This is a genomic window from Escherichia sp. WS33 (assembly GCF_046486385.1).
GTDB lineage: Bacteria > Pseudomonadota > Gammaproteobacteria > Enterobacterales > Enterobacteriaceae > ECMA0423.
Genome location: NZ_JBJQLJ010000016.1, coordinates 57,528 through 73,662 on the forward strand (window position 1 = coordinate 57,528; position 16,135 = coordinate 73,662).

Consider the following 16,135-nt stretch of genomic DNA (forward strand, 5'->3'; position numbering starts at 1 on the left):
CTACACCTCATGGAAAAATTGCTGATAACTGGAATCACTGAAACCCAGCAGCATAGGCTTACCAGGCGCGCAGAGCAATGGACGTTTGATAATTGCAGGCATTTCAGTCATTAATGCCGCCGCAGAGGCCGCATCGGTGATTTTATTGCGGGTGGTTTCGTCCAGTTTACGCCAGGTTGTACCACGGGTGTTCAGTAACGCTTCCCAGCCTAATTCGTTGATAAAACCGTTCAATAATTCGCTGTCCAGCCCATCGACGCGGTAATCATGAAAACGATAGTCGATGTTATTGGCTTCCAGCCAACGGCGAGCCTTTTTAATGGTGTCACAATTTTTGATGCCGTAAAGTGTAACCATAATGAATCCTTTTTCGATTTATGAGAATAAATACTCATTTAAGGGTGAAAACATTTTGCCTGCAAATGATTATCAGGAAATATAACATTATCGAAGTATTCAAATTAACAACTATTAAATAATATTAAACATTTTTAACGTAAACATTAAGAATATTCATCTTGTTATCTGTCTGTATTTTAACCAGAATTAAATCAGTATTAGATGCCGTATGAATATCTCGAAATGTTGCTGTGTATCACATACAAATTATCACCGCAGGACCATAGTATTTACATAAGGTTTGTCCCCCGGAGGTAGTCATCGCAGCAATCGAGTAAATTAGCTTCACCACGGTATATTGTTTCCGTAGAATACCCATAATTATAAGAGAGGTTGTTATGATTGAACGTGAACTGGGGAACTGGAAAGACTTTATCGAAGTTATGCTTCGTAAGTAATTCCCGAGACAAAGTATAAACAGCAAGAACCCGCTGAGCAGGTTCTTAATCGGAAAGTTGAAAAAGGCGACACATTGGCATGTCGCCTTTTTTATTGCTTATTCCGGGCGCGGCTTCAGCGGGAAGCGGCGGCGCACCAGCACAAAGAACAGCGGCACGAAGTAAATAGCCAGAATAGTAGCTGAAATCATCCCGCCCATTACGCCAGTACCCACCGCATGCTGACCACCGGAACCGGCACCCGTGCTGGTTGCCATTGGCAATACGCCGAAGATAAATGCCAGCGAGGTCATCAGAATCGGGCGTAAACGCTGACGGCAGGCGTGGAGCGTCGCTTCAAACAGGTCGTGGCCTTTTTGGTTCATCTCGTTAGCAAACTCGACGATCAGGATGGCGTTTTTCGCCGATAAACCAATGACCGTTAACAGGCCCACCTGGAAGTAAACGTCGTTTTCCAGCCCGCGCATCCAGGTTGCCAGCAGCGCGCCGATAACCCCCAGCGGCACGACCAGCATTACCGAGAACGGTACCGACCAGCTTTCATACAATGCCGCCAGACACAGGAATACTACCAGCAAGGAAATGGCGTACAGCGCCGGAGCCTGCGCGCCGGAAAGCCGCTCCTGATACGACATCGCCGTCCACTCCAGACCAAAGCCGTTTGGCAACTGCTTCACTAACGATTCCATAATATCCATCGCCGTACCGGTACTGACCCCCGGTGCGGCTTCCCCAACAATCTCAACCGCAGAATAACCGTTATAGCGTTCCAGACGCGGCGAGCCTGTCTCCCAGCGTGAGGTCGCGAAAGCAGAGAAGGGCACCATGCCGCCATCTTTATTTCGGACATACCAGAGATTAATGTCATCTGGCAGCATGCGATACGGCGCAGCTGCCTGCACATAGACTTTCTTCACGCGACCGCGATCCATAAAGTCATTAACATAGCTCGAACCCCAGGCGGTTTGCAGTGTGTCGTTAATATCGTCGATATCAACGCCCAGCGCCTGAGCTTTACGCTGGTCGATATCAATCTGCAACTGCGGACTGTCGTCGAGGCCGTTATGGCGCACACGGGTTAGCTCCGGGTTTTCCGCCGCCAGCGCCAGCAACTGGTTACGTGCTGCCATCAGCGCATCGTGACCTGCTCCAGCGTGGTCCTGCAACTCCATATCAAAACCCGCAGAACTACCAAGACCGCTAATTGCTGGCGGGCTGCTGGCGATAACGCGAGCTTCTTTAATCTTGTTAAACGCCTTTGTTGCACGCTCGATAATGGCAAACGAGGTGCCGGTCTTACTGTCGCGTTCGCTCCAGTCTTTCAGGCGGATAAACATTCGCGCCACGTTTTGCCCGTTACCCCCGGGGCCAGAACCAACAGTGGCAAACACCGACATGATGTTGTCTTTTTCATGGGTGAAGTAATATTTCTCGATTTGCTCAACGACTTTCAGGGTCTGTTGTTGGGTTGAACCGCTGGGCAATTGTACCGAGGTAGTAAACATGCCACGGTCTTCCAGCGGTAAGAACGACGTCGGCAAACGCAGGAACAGGAACACCATGCCGCCAAGCAGCAGGACATAAATCACAATCCAGCGCAGGCTACGGTGGAGAATTTTCGCCACCCCTTTTTCGTAGCGTTCGGCGTTGCGGTTAAACATCTGGTTAAACCAGGCAAAAAAGCCTTTTTGCCCGTGATGCTCACCTTTTTTCAGTGGCTTAAGTAGTGTGGCACACAGAGCCGGAGTGAGGATCATCGCTACCAGTACTGACAGCACCATCGCCGCAACAATGGTAATAGAGAACTGGCGATAGATGGCACCGGTGGTGCCGCCGAAGAAGGCCATTGGTACAAATACCGCCGAAAGAACCATCGCAATCCCGACCAGTGCCCCCTGGATCTGCCCCATCGATTTACGTGTGGCTTCGCGAGGAGTGAGTCCTTCCTCACTCATAATACGTTCGACGTTTTCCACCACCACGATGGCGTCATCCACCAGCAGACCGATCGCCAGCACCATCGCGAACATGGTTAAGGTGTTGACGCTGTAACCAAAGGCGTAAAGTACGGAGAAGGTTCCCATCAACACCACCGGCACGGCGATAGTGGGTATCAGCGTGGCGCGGAAGTTTTGCAGGAACAGATACATAACGAGGAAAACCAGAGCGATAGCTTCCAGCAGCGTTTTCACCACGTCTTCAATGGAGGCTTTAACAAACGAGGTGGTTTCATACGCCACCTTGTATTCCAGTCCGTGCGGGAAGTACTGCGCCAGCTCGTCGAGACGATTGAGTACCAGCTCCGCTGTCGCCATTTCGTTTGCGCCGGAGGCCAGTTTTACCCCCAGCCCGGAGGCTGGCTTACCATTGAAGCGGCTAAGATAATCGTATTTCTCCGCCCCCATTTCGACGGTGGCGACATCGCCCAGCCTTACCTCTGAGCCGTCTTGATTCACCCGCAAGGTGATATCGCGGAACTGTTCTGGTGTTTGCAGCAGTGACTGGGCGTTAATGGTGGCGTTGAGCGCCTGCTTATCGACGGAAGGTGTACCACCAAGTTGCCCAACCGCAATCTGCGCGTTCTGTGACTCAATGGCATCAGTGACATCTTTAGCCGTCATCTGGAAACTGTTGAGTTTCGCCGGGTCCAGCCAGATACGCATGGAATATTGCGAACCATAGGCATCGATATCCCCGACGCCATTCACGCGGCTTAACGGGTCCTGAATATTACTGGCAACATAATCGGCAATATCCTGTTTATCCATCGAACCATCGGTAGAGACGAAAGCAATGGTCAGAATATTGGTATCGCCGGTTTTACGCACCGTCACGCCCTGATTTTGCACCGCCTGCGGTAACTTTCGCATGGCTGATTGCAGCTGGTTTTGTACTTGCTGCACGGCTTCGTCCGGATCGGTGCCTGCTTTAAAACTTAAAGTGACAGATGCCTGACCGGTGCCACTGCTCTGAGATGACATATACATGAGATTATCGAGGCCGGTCATATTTTGCTCGATAACCTGGGTCACGGTGTTTTCCAGCGTCTGGGCCGATGCGCCGGGATAGTTAGCGGTCACTCGCACATTCGGTGGCGCGAGATCGGGGTATTGTTCAACGGGCAATGAGAAAATCGCCAGGGTACCTGTCAGACACAACAGGATTGCCAGCACCCAGGCAAAAATGGGGCGATCAATAAAGAAATTCGCCATTAAAAGAGGACCTCGTGTTTCTGCGTATCGTTGTAGGCTTGACTTGCTTCACTGTAGCGGCAAGGTACGAGCCAATCGTGGAGAAAAAAAGGAGTTAATGTAAATTATCATGCCCTTTTATACTGAACCTTAAGTGCAAGTATTCTTTGGTCAGTAGGAGGCATTACATCAGCTGACTTTCCTCACCCTCCGCGGAGCGAAAGCTAATACTCACTAACGTGCCGCCGCCGGAAGGTTGTGAAAAAGTCAGCGTCCCACCCAGCCGTTCCGCGCGTTCGCGCATGATATTCAGACCATAATGACCTTCGGGCTCTTTCGGTTCACCGATGCCAATCCCGTTATCACGGATATAAACCGTGTGATTGCCGTCCGGCGCGGTGACGCAACTGACGGCGATTTCGCTGGCGTTGGCGTGCTTCATCGCATTCAGCACCGCTTCGCGAATAATTTGCAACAAATGCACCTGCATTTGCGCATCCAGCGCCAGGGTTGGCAGACGGCAGTCGAGGGTCAGTTTGGCGCTGGTTTGATTTTGTAACGTATCCAGCATTTCCCTCAACGCGGAGGGGAGATCCGCCTGCTGCAGCGTCAGGCGGAAAGTAGTCAACAGCTCGCGTAACTGCCGATAAGCATCATTCAACGCCTGGGAAAAATCGGCCATGATACTTTGTGCGGTGGCGTTATCTTCCGGTATCGAACGCTTCAGTAACGTCAACTGGATACGTAAGTAAGAAAGTACCTGAGCCAGCGAGTCGTGCAATTCGCGGGCGATGGTTGCACGTTCTTCCATCAACAATAACTGCTGAAAATGCTTCTGCGCCTGATTAAAGTACAAACCGCGTCCCAGCATCGACGAAACGCTGTTAAGCAGCGGTTCTGATGATGAAACGTGACTATTTTGCCAGTGCAGTTCGCCGTAAACCGTCTCTTGCATTGTCACCGGTAAAATCTGCATCGGCAATTCCGGGTTTGGTTGCCCTTCGCTAATCCGCCAGTTTTCACCGACATTTAACTCCAGATATTCAGCCGCTTCATTGTCGCGAACAATCTGCAAAATATGGCGGAAACAATGCACATCAATCTGGCTGGTGTTCAGCGCCTGGGAACATTGATACAACACCTCCAGACGACGCTTGGCCTCGTGGAGATCGCGGGTCTTTTCTTCTACTGACGCCTCCAGCGAAAGGTACAATTTATGCAGCTCGCTCGACATCTGGTTAAAGGTTTTTGCAAGCAGACCAAGCTCATTCGGCAGACTGGTATCCAGCGGCGGCGAGTCGAACTGTCCGTGTTCAATACGCTGACTGGCGGTAACCAGCTGATTCAGCGGGGCAACCACCTGATGGCGTATGCGGCGCAAAGTAAAAAAGACCAGCGTGAAAATACCGATACCGCCAGCCAGGGAAATCGCCACCACCAGCAGCATTTTGCGTTCAGCGTAGTGCTGTAAAGCCAGCACGAACAGGTCTATCTGATTAACATAATTATTAATATTGGCCTGATACCACGGCAAATCGCCCTTGCTGAGCCGATTATTCATCTCCAGCCAGTTGGCATTCAGATGCGCATAGCGAGTTTTTACTGCTTCTGGCACATACCAGACGTTGAGATTGGTTAATACCGGTGAATGCAGTGCCTGCTGAAACAACTGGCGATGTGCATTGAGTTGTGGACTGCCACTTTGCAAGTCGTAGCCCAGGCGGTAACTCTGCATACGCAGCGATCCGGCAATATTGATAGCCTCAGCGTCGCGCAAACTGCTCGCCAGAGTTAGCAGAGCGATACCCGTGGAAAGAATCGACAGCAGCACAATGTAAAAAAAGGCCCGGGCCAGACTGGCCGAGACGGGTCGTTTAACAATCACACGCGTCTTCTCCACAAAAAATCATTAATGTTCCAGTTCGCTGAAACACAATTTAGTCAGTGATGGGATTATTTGATCTGCCACAGTTTATAGCGAAATAGTTACTTATTCTGGGCACATGAACATTGCCGATTCCCCTGTAAGTCGGGTAATAACAACACTCATATAAAGAATAAGGTTTTTACAACCAAAAAAGAAGGTCGTTATGAATCGTTTTATTATGGCCAACAGTCAGCAATGTCTGGGTTGTCATGCTTGTGAAATCGCCTGTGTCATGGCTCACAATGATGAGCAACATGTCCTGAGCCAACACCATTTTCATCCCCGAATTACGGTTATCAAACATCAACAGCAACGTAGTGCAGTGACCTGTCACCATTGTGAAGATGCGCCCTGCGCCCGTAGCTGCCCTAATGGCGCAATCAGCCACGTTGATGACAGCATTCAGGTCAATCAGCAAAAGTGTATTGGCTGTAAATCCTGCGTGGTGGCCTGTCCTTTTGGTACGATGCAAATCGTCCTGACACCCGTCGCGGCAGGAAAAGTAAAAGCCACGGCGCATAAATGCGACCTTTGTGCGGGGCGCGAAAACGGTCCTGCCTGTGTTGAGAATTGCCCGGCGGACGCGCTGCAACTGGTCACTGACGTCGCACTCTCCGGCATGGCGAAATCCCGCCGCTTGCGCACCGCGCGTCAGGAACATCAACCGTGGCATGCCAGTACCGCGGCGCAAGAAATGCCGGTAATGAGTAAAGTCGAACAAATGCAGGCAACGCCCGCGCGTGGCGAGCCGGATAAACTGGCGATTGAAGCGCGCAAAACCGGTTTTGATGAAATTTATCTGCCATTTCGCGCCGACCAGGCACAACGGGAAGCCTCGCGCTGCCTTAAGTGCGGCGAGCACAGCGTTTGTGAATGGACCTGCCCGCTGCATAACCATATACCGCAGTGGATTGAACTGGTGAAAGCCGGAAACATCGACGCCGCCGTCGAGCTTTCTCACCAGACCAACACCCTGCCGGAAATTACCGGACGCGTTTGTCCGCAAGACCGTTTGTGTGAAGGTGCCTGTACTATTCGCGATGAGCACGGCGCGGTAACTATCGGCAACATTGAACGCTATATTTCAGATCAGGCGTTGGCGAAAGGTTGGCGTCCTGACTTAAGTCATGTCACCAAAGTGGACAAGCGGGTGGCGATTATCGGGGCAGGTCCGGCAGGGCTGGCCTGTGCGGATGTTCTGACCCGCAATGGCGTGGCGGTGACGGTGTACGATCGCCATCCAGAAATCGGTGGCTTGCTCACTTTCGGCATTCCTTCTTTCAAACTGGATAAATCCCTGCTGGCACGCCGTCGGGAAATCTTCAGCGCGATGGGGATTCACTTCGAACTCAATTGTGAAGTGGGTAAAGATGTCTCTTTGGATTCGCTTTTGGAACAATACGACGCGGTCTTCGTTGGCGTAGGCACTTACCGTTCCATGAAAGCGGGTTTACCCAATGAAGATGCGCCGGGCGTTTATGACGCGCTGCCGTTCCTCATTGCCAACACTAAACAGGTGATGGGGCTCGAAGAGCTACCGGAAGAGCCGTTTATCAATACCGCCGGACTTAACGTCGTGGTACTGGGCGGCGGCGACACCGCGATGGACTGTGTGCGTACTGCGCTGCGCCACGGCGCGAGTAACGTCACCTGCGCTTATCGTCGTGATGAAGCTAACATGCCAGGCTCGAAGAAAGAGGTGAGGAACGCCCGCGAAGAGGGGGCCAACTTCGAATTTAACGTCCAGCCGGTGGCGCTTGAGCTGAATGAACAAGGTCACGTCTGCGGGATTCGTTTCCTGCGCACGCGTCTTGGCGAGCCGGATGCCCAGGGGCGTCGGCGACCTGTACCGATTGAGGGCAGTGAATTTGTCATGCCAGCCGATGCGGTGATTATGGCGTTTGGCTTCAATCCACACGGGATGCCGTGGCTGGAGTCGCACGGTGTAACGGTAGACAAATGGGGCCGCATCATCGCGGATGTGGAAAGCCAGTACCGTTACCAGACCACCAATCCGAAAATCTTCGCCGGTGGCGACGCCGTGCGTGGTGCGGATCTGGTGGTTACCGCAATGGCAGAAGGACGTCATGCGGCACAGGGGATTATTGACTGGCTGGGGGTAAAATCAGTCAAATCTCACTGATAGCCTGCGCAGACAAACCCGACTTCACAGCGTAATATAATTGTTCATTTCGCGCTGTGGAGTCGGTATGACGCAACAAATCACCCTCATTAAAGACAAAATTCTCTCCGATAACTATTTCACCCTGCACAACATTACTTACGATCTCACGCGCAAAGATGGCGAAGTTATCCGCCATAAACGTGAAGTTTACGATCGCGGTAATGGTGCGACGATCCTCCTGTACAACGCGAAGAAAAAGACCGTGGTTCTGATTCGTCAGTTCCGTGTCGCTACCTGGGTTAATGGCAATGAAAGCGGGCAGCTGATTGAAACCTGCGCCGGGCTGCTGGATAACGACGAACCGGAAGTGTGCATTCGTAAAGAAGCGATTGAAGAGACGGGCTATGAAGTGGGCGAAGTGCGCAAATTATTTGAACTGTATATGTCGCCTGGCGGTGTGACTGAGCTAATCCACTTTTTTATCGCCGAATACAGTGACAATCAGCGCGCTAACGCCGGTGGCGGTGTTGAAGATGAAGATATTGAAGTGCTCGAGCTGCCGTTCAGCCAGGCGCTGGAGATGATCAAAACCGGCGAGATACGTGACGGTAAGACGGTGTTATTGCTTAACTATTTGCAAACGTCACATTTAATGGACTGAAAAATAACAATAATATTTCGTTGTTTATTATTGGCTCAATCCGACAAATCTGATTGAGCCGCGCTACCTGCGCAACGAAGATACGACTTGTGCTGTTTGTTTGAACTTCTGGGGTCGTACCGTCCATGCGCTATCGCATTTTCCTTCTCTTTTTTTTCGCTTTGTTGCCGACGTCTTTGGTGTGGGCGGCACCAGCGCAACGGGCGTTTTCCGACTGGCAGGTCACCTGTAATAACCAAAACTTCTGCGTGGCGCGCAATACGGGCGATCATAATGGACTGGTGATGACCCTGAGCCGCAGCGCCGGGGCGCATACCGATGCCGTTTTACGTATTGAGCGCGGCGGGTTGAAGTCGCCGGATGCGTCTGAAGGAGAGATAGCGCCACGGCTGCTGTTAGATGGTGAGCCGTTGGCGTTAAGTGGTGACAAGTGGCGGATTTCACCATGGTTATTAGTAACCGATGATACGGCAACCATCACCGCGTTTTTGCAGATGATTCAGGAAGGGAAGGCGATCACCTTACGCGACGGCAATCAGACCATTTCTCTGAGTGGCTTAAAAGCGGCGTTGTTGTTTATTGATGCTCAGCAAAAGCGCGTTGGCAGTGAAACCGCGTGGATCAAGAAAGGGGACGAACCGCCGCTCAGCGTACCGCCCGCGCCTGCGCTGAAAGAGGTCGCGGTGGTTAACCCAACGCCGACGCCACTCTCACTCGAAGAACGCAACGTTTTGCTGGATTATGGAAACTGGCGGATGAATGGTCTGCGCTGCTCGCTTGATCCGTTACGTCGTGAGGCGAATGTCACTGCGCTGACTGATGATAAAGCGCTGATGATGATTAGCTGTGAGGCAGGGGCCTATAACACCATTGATTTGGCATGGATTGTGTCGCGTAAAAAGCCACTAGCCTCGCGCCCGGTTCGGTTGCGTTTGCCGTTCAACAACGGTCAGGAGACGAATGAACTGGAACTGATGAACGCAACATTTGATGAGAAATCGCGTGAACTGGTGACCTTAGCGAAAGGGCGCGGATTAAGCGATTGTGGCATTCAGGCGCGCTGGCGCTTTGACGGTCAGCGTTTTCGCCTGGTGCGTTATGCCGCAGAACCCACCTGCGATAACTGGCATGGGCCAGACGCCTGGCCCACGTTGTGGATCACCCGTTAAACAAAATTGCGGGGACATGTAGGCCGGATAAGACGCTGTAGGCCGGATAAGACGCGTCAGCGTCGCATCCGGCAATCAGCATCCGGCGATCACCATCAGGCACCTTTCACTCCCAGCACCTTATGCGCTTTTGCCACAATATTCTCGGCGGTAAAGCCAAAGAACGGGAACAGCTTATCCGCCGGAGCAGATTCCCCGTAACCCGTCATCCCGACAATTGCCCCTTTCAGACCAACATACTTGTACCAGTAATCGGCAATACCTGCTTCCACCGCCACGCGAGCCGCAACGTTAGAAGGCAACACCGACTCCCGATATTCCTCATCCTGGGCGTCGAAAATATCGGTCGAGGGCAGGGAAACTACGCGTACATTGCGACCTTCTCCTGCTAATTTCTCTGCCGCTTGCAGGGTAATTTCCATCTCTGAACCGGTGGCAATCAAAATAATATCTGGCTTACCGCCGCTGTCTTTCAGCACATAACCGCCACGAGCAATCTCTTTAACCTGATCCGGCGTACGTTCCACCTGGGCCAGATTCTGCCTTGAGAGGATCAGTGCCGTCGGTCCGTTGTGGCGCTCAACCGCCAGCTTCCAGCCCACCGCCGCTTCCACCTGATCGCACGGTCGCCAGGTGCTGAAATTTGGCGTTAAGCGCAGGCTGGCCAGTTGCTCAACAGCCTGGTGCGTCGGACCATCTTCGCCCAGGCCAATTGAGTCGTGGGTATAAACCATAATCTGCCGCGCTTTCATCAGTGCCGCCATCCGCGCGGCGTTACGGGCGTATTCAACAAACATCAGGAACGTCGCGGTATACGGCACAAAGCCGCCGTGGTGCGCGATGCCGTTGGCGATAGCGGTCATGCCAAATTCACGCACCCCGTAGTGAATGTAGTTGCCCGCTGGATCTTCCTTCAGCGAAACAGAACCTTTCCAGATGGTCAGGTTGCTGGGAGCCAGATCCGCCGAACCGCCGAGCAACTCAGGCAGCATCGGCCCGTAAGCGTTAAGCGTATTTTGCGAAGCCTTACGGGTAGCGATTTTCGCCGGATTTGCCTGTAACTCATTGATATATTTCTGAGTCGTTTTCTCCCAGTCCTTCGGTAAACCACCGCTCATCCGTCGGGTAAACTCTTCTGCCAGTTGCGGATGAGCCTTTTTATAGGCGGCAAACTTCTCATTCCAGCTCTGCTGCGCTTTTTCGCCTTTTTCACGGGCATCCCAGGCGTGATAAATCTTTTTAGGGATCTCAAATGGCGGATGGTGCCAGCCCAGTTTTTGCCGTGCCAGCGCCACTTCTTCTTCCCCCAGTGGTGCGCCGTGCGCCTCTTCCTTACCTGCTTTATTCGGCGAACCAAAGCCAATCACCGTACGGCAGATAATCAGCGACGGCTTATCTTTCACGCTTTGCGCTTCAAGGATCGCTTCCTTCACCGCCTGCGGATCGTGACCGTCGATTTCATGGATCACATGCCAGTGATAGGCTTCAAAACGTTTTGCCGTATCGTCGGTAAACCAGCCTTCTGTTTCACCGTCGATGGAAATACCGTTGTGATCGTAAAAACCAATCAGCTTGCCCAGTCCCAGCGTGCCTGCCAGCGAACAGACTTCGTGGGAAATACCTTCCATCAGGCAGCCGTCGCCCATAAACACATAGGTGAAGTGATCGACGATCTCATGGTCTGGCTGGTTAAACTGCGCCGCCAATGTACGTTCCGCTATCGCCAGCCCGACGGCGTTCGCCAAACCTTGTCCAAGCGGGCCGGTGGTGGTTTCAACGCCTGCCGTATAGCCAATCTCCGGGTGGCCTGGGGTTTTCGAATGCAACTGACGGAAGTTCTTCAGTTCTTCCAGCGGCAGGTCGTAACCGGTCAGATGTAGCAAACTGTAGAGCAGCATCGACGCGTGACCGTTGGAAAGAATAAAGCGGTCGCGATCATACCAGGTTGGGTCGGTAGGGTTATGTTTAAGAAAATCGTTCCACAGCACTTCGGCAATATCAGCCATGCCCATCGGCGCGCCGGGATGACCAGAATTGGCTTTTTGTACCGCATCCATACTGAGTGCGCGAATCGCATTGGCAAGGTCTTTTCGGGACATATAACACTCCGTGGCTGGTTTATAGTTTGGCGGCAAGAAGATCTTCCAGTTTGCGTTGATCAACAGCGAACAGACGAATGCCTTCAGACAGTTTTTCTACCGCCATCGCATCCTGATTGTGCTCCCAACGGAACTCCGCTTCGCTCATGGGAGCTGGGCGTGGGAACGTCTGAGAAGGTGGGATTAATTTACGTACCACTGGCGAAACTTTTTCCTGCAGCTCCTTCAGCAAATTCGGTGCGATAGTCAGTCGATCGCAGCCGGTTAAGGCGAGGATTTGTTCGGTGCGACGGAAGCTCGCGCCCATCACAATGGTTTCATAGTGGTGTTGCTTATAGTAGTCGTAGATATTGCGCACCGATTTAACGCCCGGATCTTCTTCCACCACATACGGGTCCATCGGCTTGCGTGCCTGATACCAGTCATAAATACGCCCGACAAACGGCGAAATCAGAAAAACGCCCGCTTCTGCACAGGCCCGCGCCTGGGCAAAAGAAAACAGCAGCGTCAGGTTGCAGTTAATACCTTCTTTTTCCAGCTCTTCGGCCGCGCGAATTCCTTCCCAGGTCGAAGCCAGTTTGATCAAAATGCGTGATTTCTCAACGCCTTGTTGCTGATACAAGTCCACCAGATGGCGCGCCTTCTCAATACTCTTTTCTTTATCAAAAGAGAGGCGTGCATCAACTTCTGTTGACACGCGACCGGGTACGATTTTGAGGATTTCAGCACCGAAATTGACCGCCAGTTTGTCACACGCTGCGACCACCTGTTGTTCCTGGGTCTTGCCATTTTTTTTACCCCAGGCGATAGCATCGTCTATTAAATGCTCATATTGTGATAATCCGGCAGCCTTGAGTAACAGCGAAGGATTGGTGGTGGCATCCTGGGGATGATAATGGCGAATGGACTCAATATCGCCGCTGTCTGCCACGACAGTGGTGAACTGTTTGATGCCGTCTAACTCGTTCATAGGAAATACTCCTTGAAAAGTAAAGTGTTAGATGAGTGCGTTAATTCACACTTCTGAGAAATTTCGCTAAACGCATCAAAAAAGCATAGCAGACAGGCATGGTATTGCTGGATTAAGCAGGTAACATCAGTGTTATAGGATTATTACCAAAACATTATATTAATGGTGAGAGTTTGGACTTGCTCAAAGTCTGTAGACTCCGGCAGGGTAATAATGTGCGCCACGTTGTGGGCAGGGGCTGTTGCCCACACACTTTATTTGTGAACGTTACGTGAAAGGAACAACCAAATGGATGACCAGTTAAAACAAAGTGCACTTGATTTCCATGAATTTCCAGTTCCAGGGAAAATCCAGGTTTCTCCAACCAAGCCTCTGGCAACGCAGCGCGATCTGGCGCTGGCCTACTCACCAGGCGTTGCCGCACCTTGTCTTGAAATCGAAAAAGACCCGTTAAAAGCCTACAAATATACCGCGCGCGGTAACCTGGTGGCGGTGATCTCTAACGGTACGGCGGTGCTGGGGTTAGGCAACATTGGCGCGCTGGCTGGCAAACCGGTGATGGAAGGCAAGGGCGTTCTGTTTAAGAAATTCGCCGGGATTGATGTATTTGACATTGAAGTTGATGAACTCGACCCGGACAAATTTATTGAAGTTGTCGCTGCGCTCGAACCGACCTTCGGCGGAATCAACCTCGAAGACATTAAAGCGCCAGAATGTTTCTATATTGAACAGAAACTGCGCGAGCGGATGAATATTCCGGTATTCCACGACGATCAGCACGGCACGGCAATCATCAGCACTGCCGCCATCCTCAACGGCTTGCGCGTGGTGGAGAAAAACATCTCCGACGTGCGGATGGTGGTTTCCGGCGCGGGTGCCGCAGCAATCGCCTGTATGAACCTGCTGGTAGCGCTGGGTCTGCAAAAACATAACATCGTGGTTTGCGATTCAAAAGGCGTTATCTATCAGGGCCGTGAGCCAAACATGGCGGAAACCAAAGCCGCATATGCGGTGGTGGATGACGGCAAACGTACCCTCGATGATGTGATTGAAGGCGCGGATATTTTCCTCGGATGTTCCGGCCCGAAAGTGCTGACCCAGGAAATGGTGAAGAAAATGGCTCGTGCGCCAATGATCCTGGCGCTGGCGAACCCGGAACCGGAAATTCTGCCGCCGCTGGCGAAAGAAGTGCGTCCGGATGCCATCATCTGCACCGGTCGTTCTGACTATCCAAACCAGGTCAACAACGTCCTTTGCTTCCCGTTCATCTTCCGTGGCGCGCTGGACGTTGGCGCAACCGCCATCAACGAAGAGATGAAACTGGCGGCGGTACGCGCGATTGCAGAACTGGCCCACGCCGAACAGAGCGAAGTGGTGGCTTCAGCGTATGGCGATCAGGATCTGAGCTTTGGTCCGGAATACATCATTCCAAAACCGTTTGATCCGCGCTTGATCGTTAAGATCGCTCCTGCGGTGGCGAAAGCGGCGATGGAGTCGGGCGTGGCGACGCGTCCGATTGCTGATTTCGACGTCTACATCGACAAGCTGACTGAGTTCGTTTACAAAACCAACCTGTTTATGAAGCCGATTTTCTCCCAGGCTCGCAAAGCGCCGAAGCGCGTAGTTCTGCCGGAAGGGGAAGAGGCGCGCGTTCTGCATGCCACTCAGGAACTGGTAACGCTGGGACTGGCGAAACCGATCCTTATCGGTCGTCCGAACGTGATCGAAATGCGCATTCAGAAACTGGGCTTGCAGATCAAAGCGGGCGTTGATTTTGAGATCGTCAATAACGAATCCGATCCGCGCTTTAAAGAGTACTGGACCGAATACTTCCAGATCATGAAGCGTCGCGGTGTCACTCAGGAACAGGCGCAGCGGGCGCTGATCAGTAACCCGACAGTGATCGGCGCGATCATGGTTCAGCGTGGGGAAGCCGATGCAATGATCTGCGGTACGGTGGGCGATTATCATGAACATTTTAGCGTGGTGAAAAATGTCTTTGGTTATCGCGATGGCGTTCACACCGCAGGTGCAATGAACGCGCTGCTGCTGCCGAGTGGTAACACCTTTATTGCCGATACCTACGTCAATGACGAACCAGACGCAGAAGAGCTGGCGGAGATCACCTTGATGGCGGCAGAAACTGTCCGTCGTTTTGGTATTGAGCCGCGCGTTGCTCTGTTGTCGCACTCCAACTTTGGTTCTTCTGACTGCCCGTCGTCGAGCAAAATGCGTCAGGCGCTGGAACTGGTCAGGGATCGTGCGCCAGATCTGATGATTGATGGTGAAATGCACGGCGATGCAGCGCTGGTGGAAGCGATTCGCAACGACCGTATGCCGGACAGCCCTTTGAAAGGTTCTGCCAATATTCTGGTGATGCCGAACATGGAAGCTGCCCGCATTAGTTACAACTTACTGCGCGTTTCCAGCTCGGAAGGTGTGACTGTCGGTCCGGTGCTGATGGGCGTGGCGAAACCGGTTCACGTGTTAACGCCGATCGCATCGGTGCGTCGTATCGTCAACATGGTGGCGCTGGCCGTGGTTGAAGCGCAAACCCAACCGCTGTAATTCTTTTTTAACTCTCACGCTTACCCTGAATATTCAGGGTAAGCGGTTTGGCTGCAATATATTAGTAAAGCTTATTACTGAGTTTGCGAATAATAAAAAAAGCAGTCTATATAATATCTCGATATTATTTTATTTATATTCATGCGTTGCATATGAAAGTTTATGCACCACAGCGAATATCTCTCCATTCTTAGTGATCTACCTCACCTTTTAAACGCGCTTGCCGAATTTTGTTATTTACTCTGACGAAAAATTGTCACGATACACGAAAGTTTTTCACAGGCGGCGACTCATGGATAAAGAACGCATCATTCAGGAATTTGTGCCCGGCAAACAGGTCACACTGGCGCATCTCATCGCGCATCCCGGTGAGGAACTGGCGAAGAAAATCGGCGTTCCGGATGCGGGCGCAATTGGCATTATGACGCTAACTCCCGGCGAAACGGCGATGATCGCCGGTGATTTAGCGCTGAAAGCCGCTGATGTGCATATCGGTTTTCTCGACCGCTTCAGCGGTGCATTGGTGATTTATGGCTCGGTGGGCGCAGTAGAAGAAGCGTTATCACAAACCGTCAGCGGTTTAGGTCGCTTATTAAATTATACGCTTTGTGAAATGACCAAAAGTTAA

The 16,135-nt window shown here is 51.9% G+C and carries 11 protein-coding genes; 6 read left to right on the forward strand and 5 right to left on the reverse strand.

All coding sequences use genetic code 11. The annotated features are described in order from the left end of the window. Positions 1–357 carry an ArsC family reductase gene (locus ACJHXA_RS14365; protein ID WP_000258247.1) on the reverse strand — a complete coding sequence of 119 codons (357 nt, stop codon included), beginning with the start codon at positions 355–357 and terminating at the stop codon, positions 1–3. 380 nt (positions 358–737) lie between these two features. On the opposite strand from ACJHXA_RS14365, the gene ypfM reads away from it, so the two are divergent. Beyond that, complete coding sequence (ypfM, locus tag ACJHXA_RS14370) at positions 738–797, forward strand: protein YpfM (RefSeq protein ID WP_001386977.1); 60 nt, start codon at positions 738–740, stop codon at positions 795–797. Between the two features lie 98 nt (positions 798–895). Here ypfM and acrD read toward each other — a convergent pair whose 3' ends face one another. Next, the gene (acrD, locus tag ACJHXA_RS14375; RefSeq protein ID WP_001273141.1) at positions 896–4,009 is read right to left on the reverse strand and encodes a multidrug efflux RND transporter permease AcrD; all 3,114 of its coding nucleotides are present in this window, start codon (positions 4,007–4,009) and stop codon (positions 896–898) included. A 163-nt stretch (positions 4,010–4,172) separates the two neighbouring features. Next, a complete protein-coding gene (gene narQ / locus ACJHXA_RS14380; RefSeq protein ID WP_000636129.1) occupies positions 4,173–5,873 on the reverse strand; it encodes a nitrate/nitrite two-component system sensor histidine kinase NarQ in 1,701 nt (566 codons plus the stop codon). Between the two features lie 205 nt (positions 5,874–6,078). Between narQ and aegA the strand changes: the two genes are divergently transcribed. The 3 genes from aegA (at position 6,079) to ACJHXA_RS14395 (ending at position 9,870) form a co-directional block, all read left to right on the forward strand. Continuing rightward, positions 6,079–8,058 (forward strand): formate-dependent uric acid utilization protein AegA, encoded by a 1,980-nt coding sequence (aegA, locus tag ACJHXA_RS14385; RefSeq protein ID WP_001078875.1) that lies wholly within the window; start codon positions 6,079–6,081, stop codon positions 8,056–8,058. 67 nt (positions 8,059–8,125) lie between these two features. Beyond that, entirely contained in the window at positions 8,126–8,701 is a 576-nt protein-coding gene (nudK, locus tag ACJHXA_RS14390; RefSeq protein WP_000193711.1) for a GDP-mannose pyrophosphatase NudK, read from the forward strand. A gap of 125 nt (positions 8,702–8,826) precedes the next feature. Then, a complete protein-coding gene (locus tag ACJHXA_RS14395) occupies positions 8,827–9,870 on the forward strand; it encodes a DUF1176 domain-containing protein (RefSeq protein ID WP_001270527.1) in 1,044 nt (347 codons plus the stop codon). A gap of 95 nt (positions 9,871–9,965) precedes the next feature. Here the strand turns inward: ACJHXA_RS14395 and tkt are convergent, their stop codons facing one another. Further along, entirely contained in the window at positions 9,966–11,969 is a 2,004-nt protein-coding gene (tkt, locus tag ACJHXA_RS14400; RefSeq protein ID WP_000087257.1) for a transketolase, read from the reverse strand. A gap of 19 nt (positions 11,970–11,988) precedes the next feature. Then, on the reverse strand, positions 11,989–12,939 hold the full coding sequence (gene tal / locus ACJHXA_RS14405; protein ID WP_001003709.1) for a transaldolase: 951 nt from the start codon (positions 12,937–12,939) through the stop codon (positions 11,989–11,991). Positions 12,940–13,227: 288 nt separating this feature from the next. Between tal and maeB the strand changes: the two genes are divergently transcribed. Then, a complete protein-coding gene (maeB, locus tag ACJHXA_RS14410; protein WP_000342642.1) occupies positions 13,228–15,507 on the forward strand; it encodes an NADP-dependent oxaloacetate-decarboxylating malate dehydrogenase in 2,280 nt (759 codons plus the stop codon). Between the two features lie 292 nt (positions 15,508–15,799). Beyond that, positions 15,800–16,135 (forward strand): ethanolamine utilization microcompartment protein EutS, encoded by a 336-nt coding sequence (gene eutS / locus ACJHXA_RS14415; protein ID WP_000356956.1) that lies wholly within the window; start codon positions 15,800–15,802, stop codon positions 16,133–16,135.

What these genes read in the sequence shown, in the direction of transcription:
- tal (WP_001003709.1), bottom strand. Translation starts at nt 12,939, where the DNA reads ATGAACGAGTTAGACGGCATCAAACAGTTCACCACTGTCGTGGCAGAC.
- ACJHXA_RS14395 (WP_001270527.1), top strand. Translation starts at nt 8,827, where the DNA reads ATGCGCTATCGCATTTTCCTTCTCTTTTTTTTCGCTTTGTTGCCGACG.
- acrD (WP_001273141.1), bottom strand. Translation starts at nt 4,009, where the DNA reads ATGGCGAATTTCTTTATTGATCGCCCCATTTTTGCCTGGGTGCTGGCA.
- nudK (WP_000193711.1), top strand. Translation starts at nt 8,126, where the DNA reads ATGACGCAACAAATCACCCTCATTAAAGACAAAATTCTCTCCGATAAC.
- aegA (WP_001078875.1), top strand. Translation starts at nt 6,079, where the DNA reads ATGAATCGTTTTATTATGGCCAACAGTCAGCAATGTCTGGGTTGTCAT.
- tkt (WP_000087257.1), bottom strand. Translation starts at nt 11,969, where the DNA reads ATGTCCCGAAAAGACCTTGCCAATGCGATTCGCGCACTCAGTATGGAT.
- ACJHXA_RS14365 (WP_000258247.1), bottom strand. Translation starts at nt 357, where the DNA reads ATGGTTACACTTTACGGCATCAAAAATTGTGACACCATTAAAAAGGCT.
- maeB (WP_000342642.1), top strand. Translation starts at nt 13,228, where the DNA reads ATGGATGACCAGTTAAAACAAAGTGCACTTGATTTCCATGAATTTCCA.
- eutS (WP_000356956.1), top strand. Translation starts at nt 15,800, where the DNA reads ATGGATAAAGAACGCATCATTCAGGAATTTGTGCCCGGCAAACAGGTC.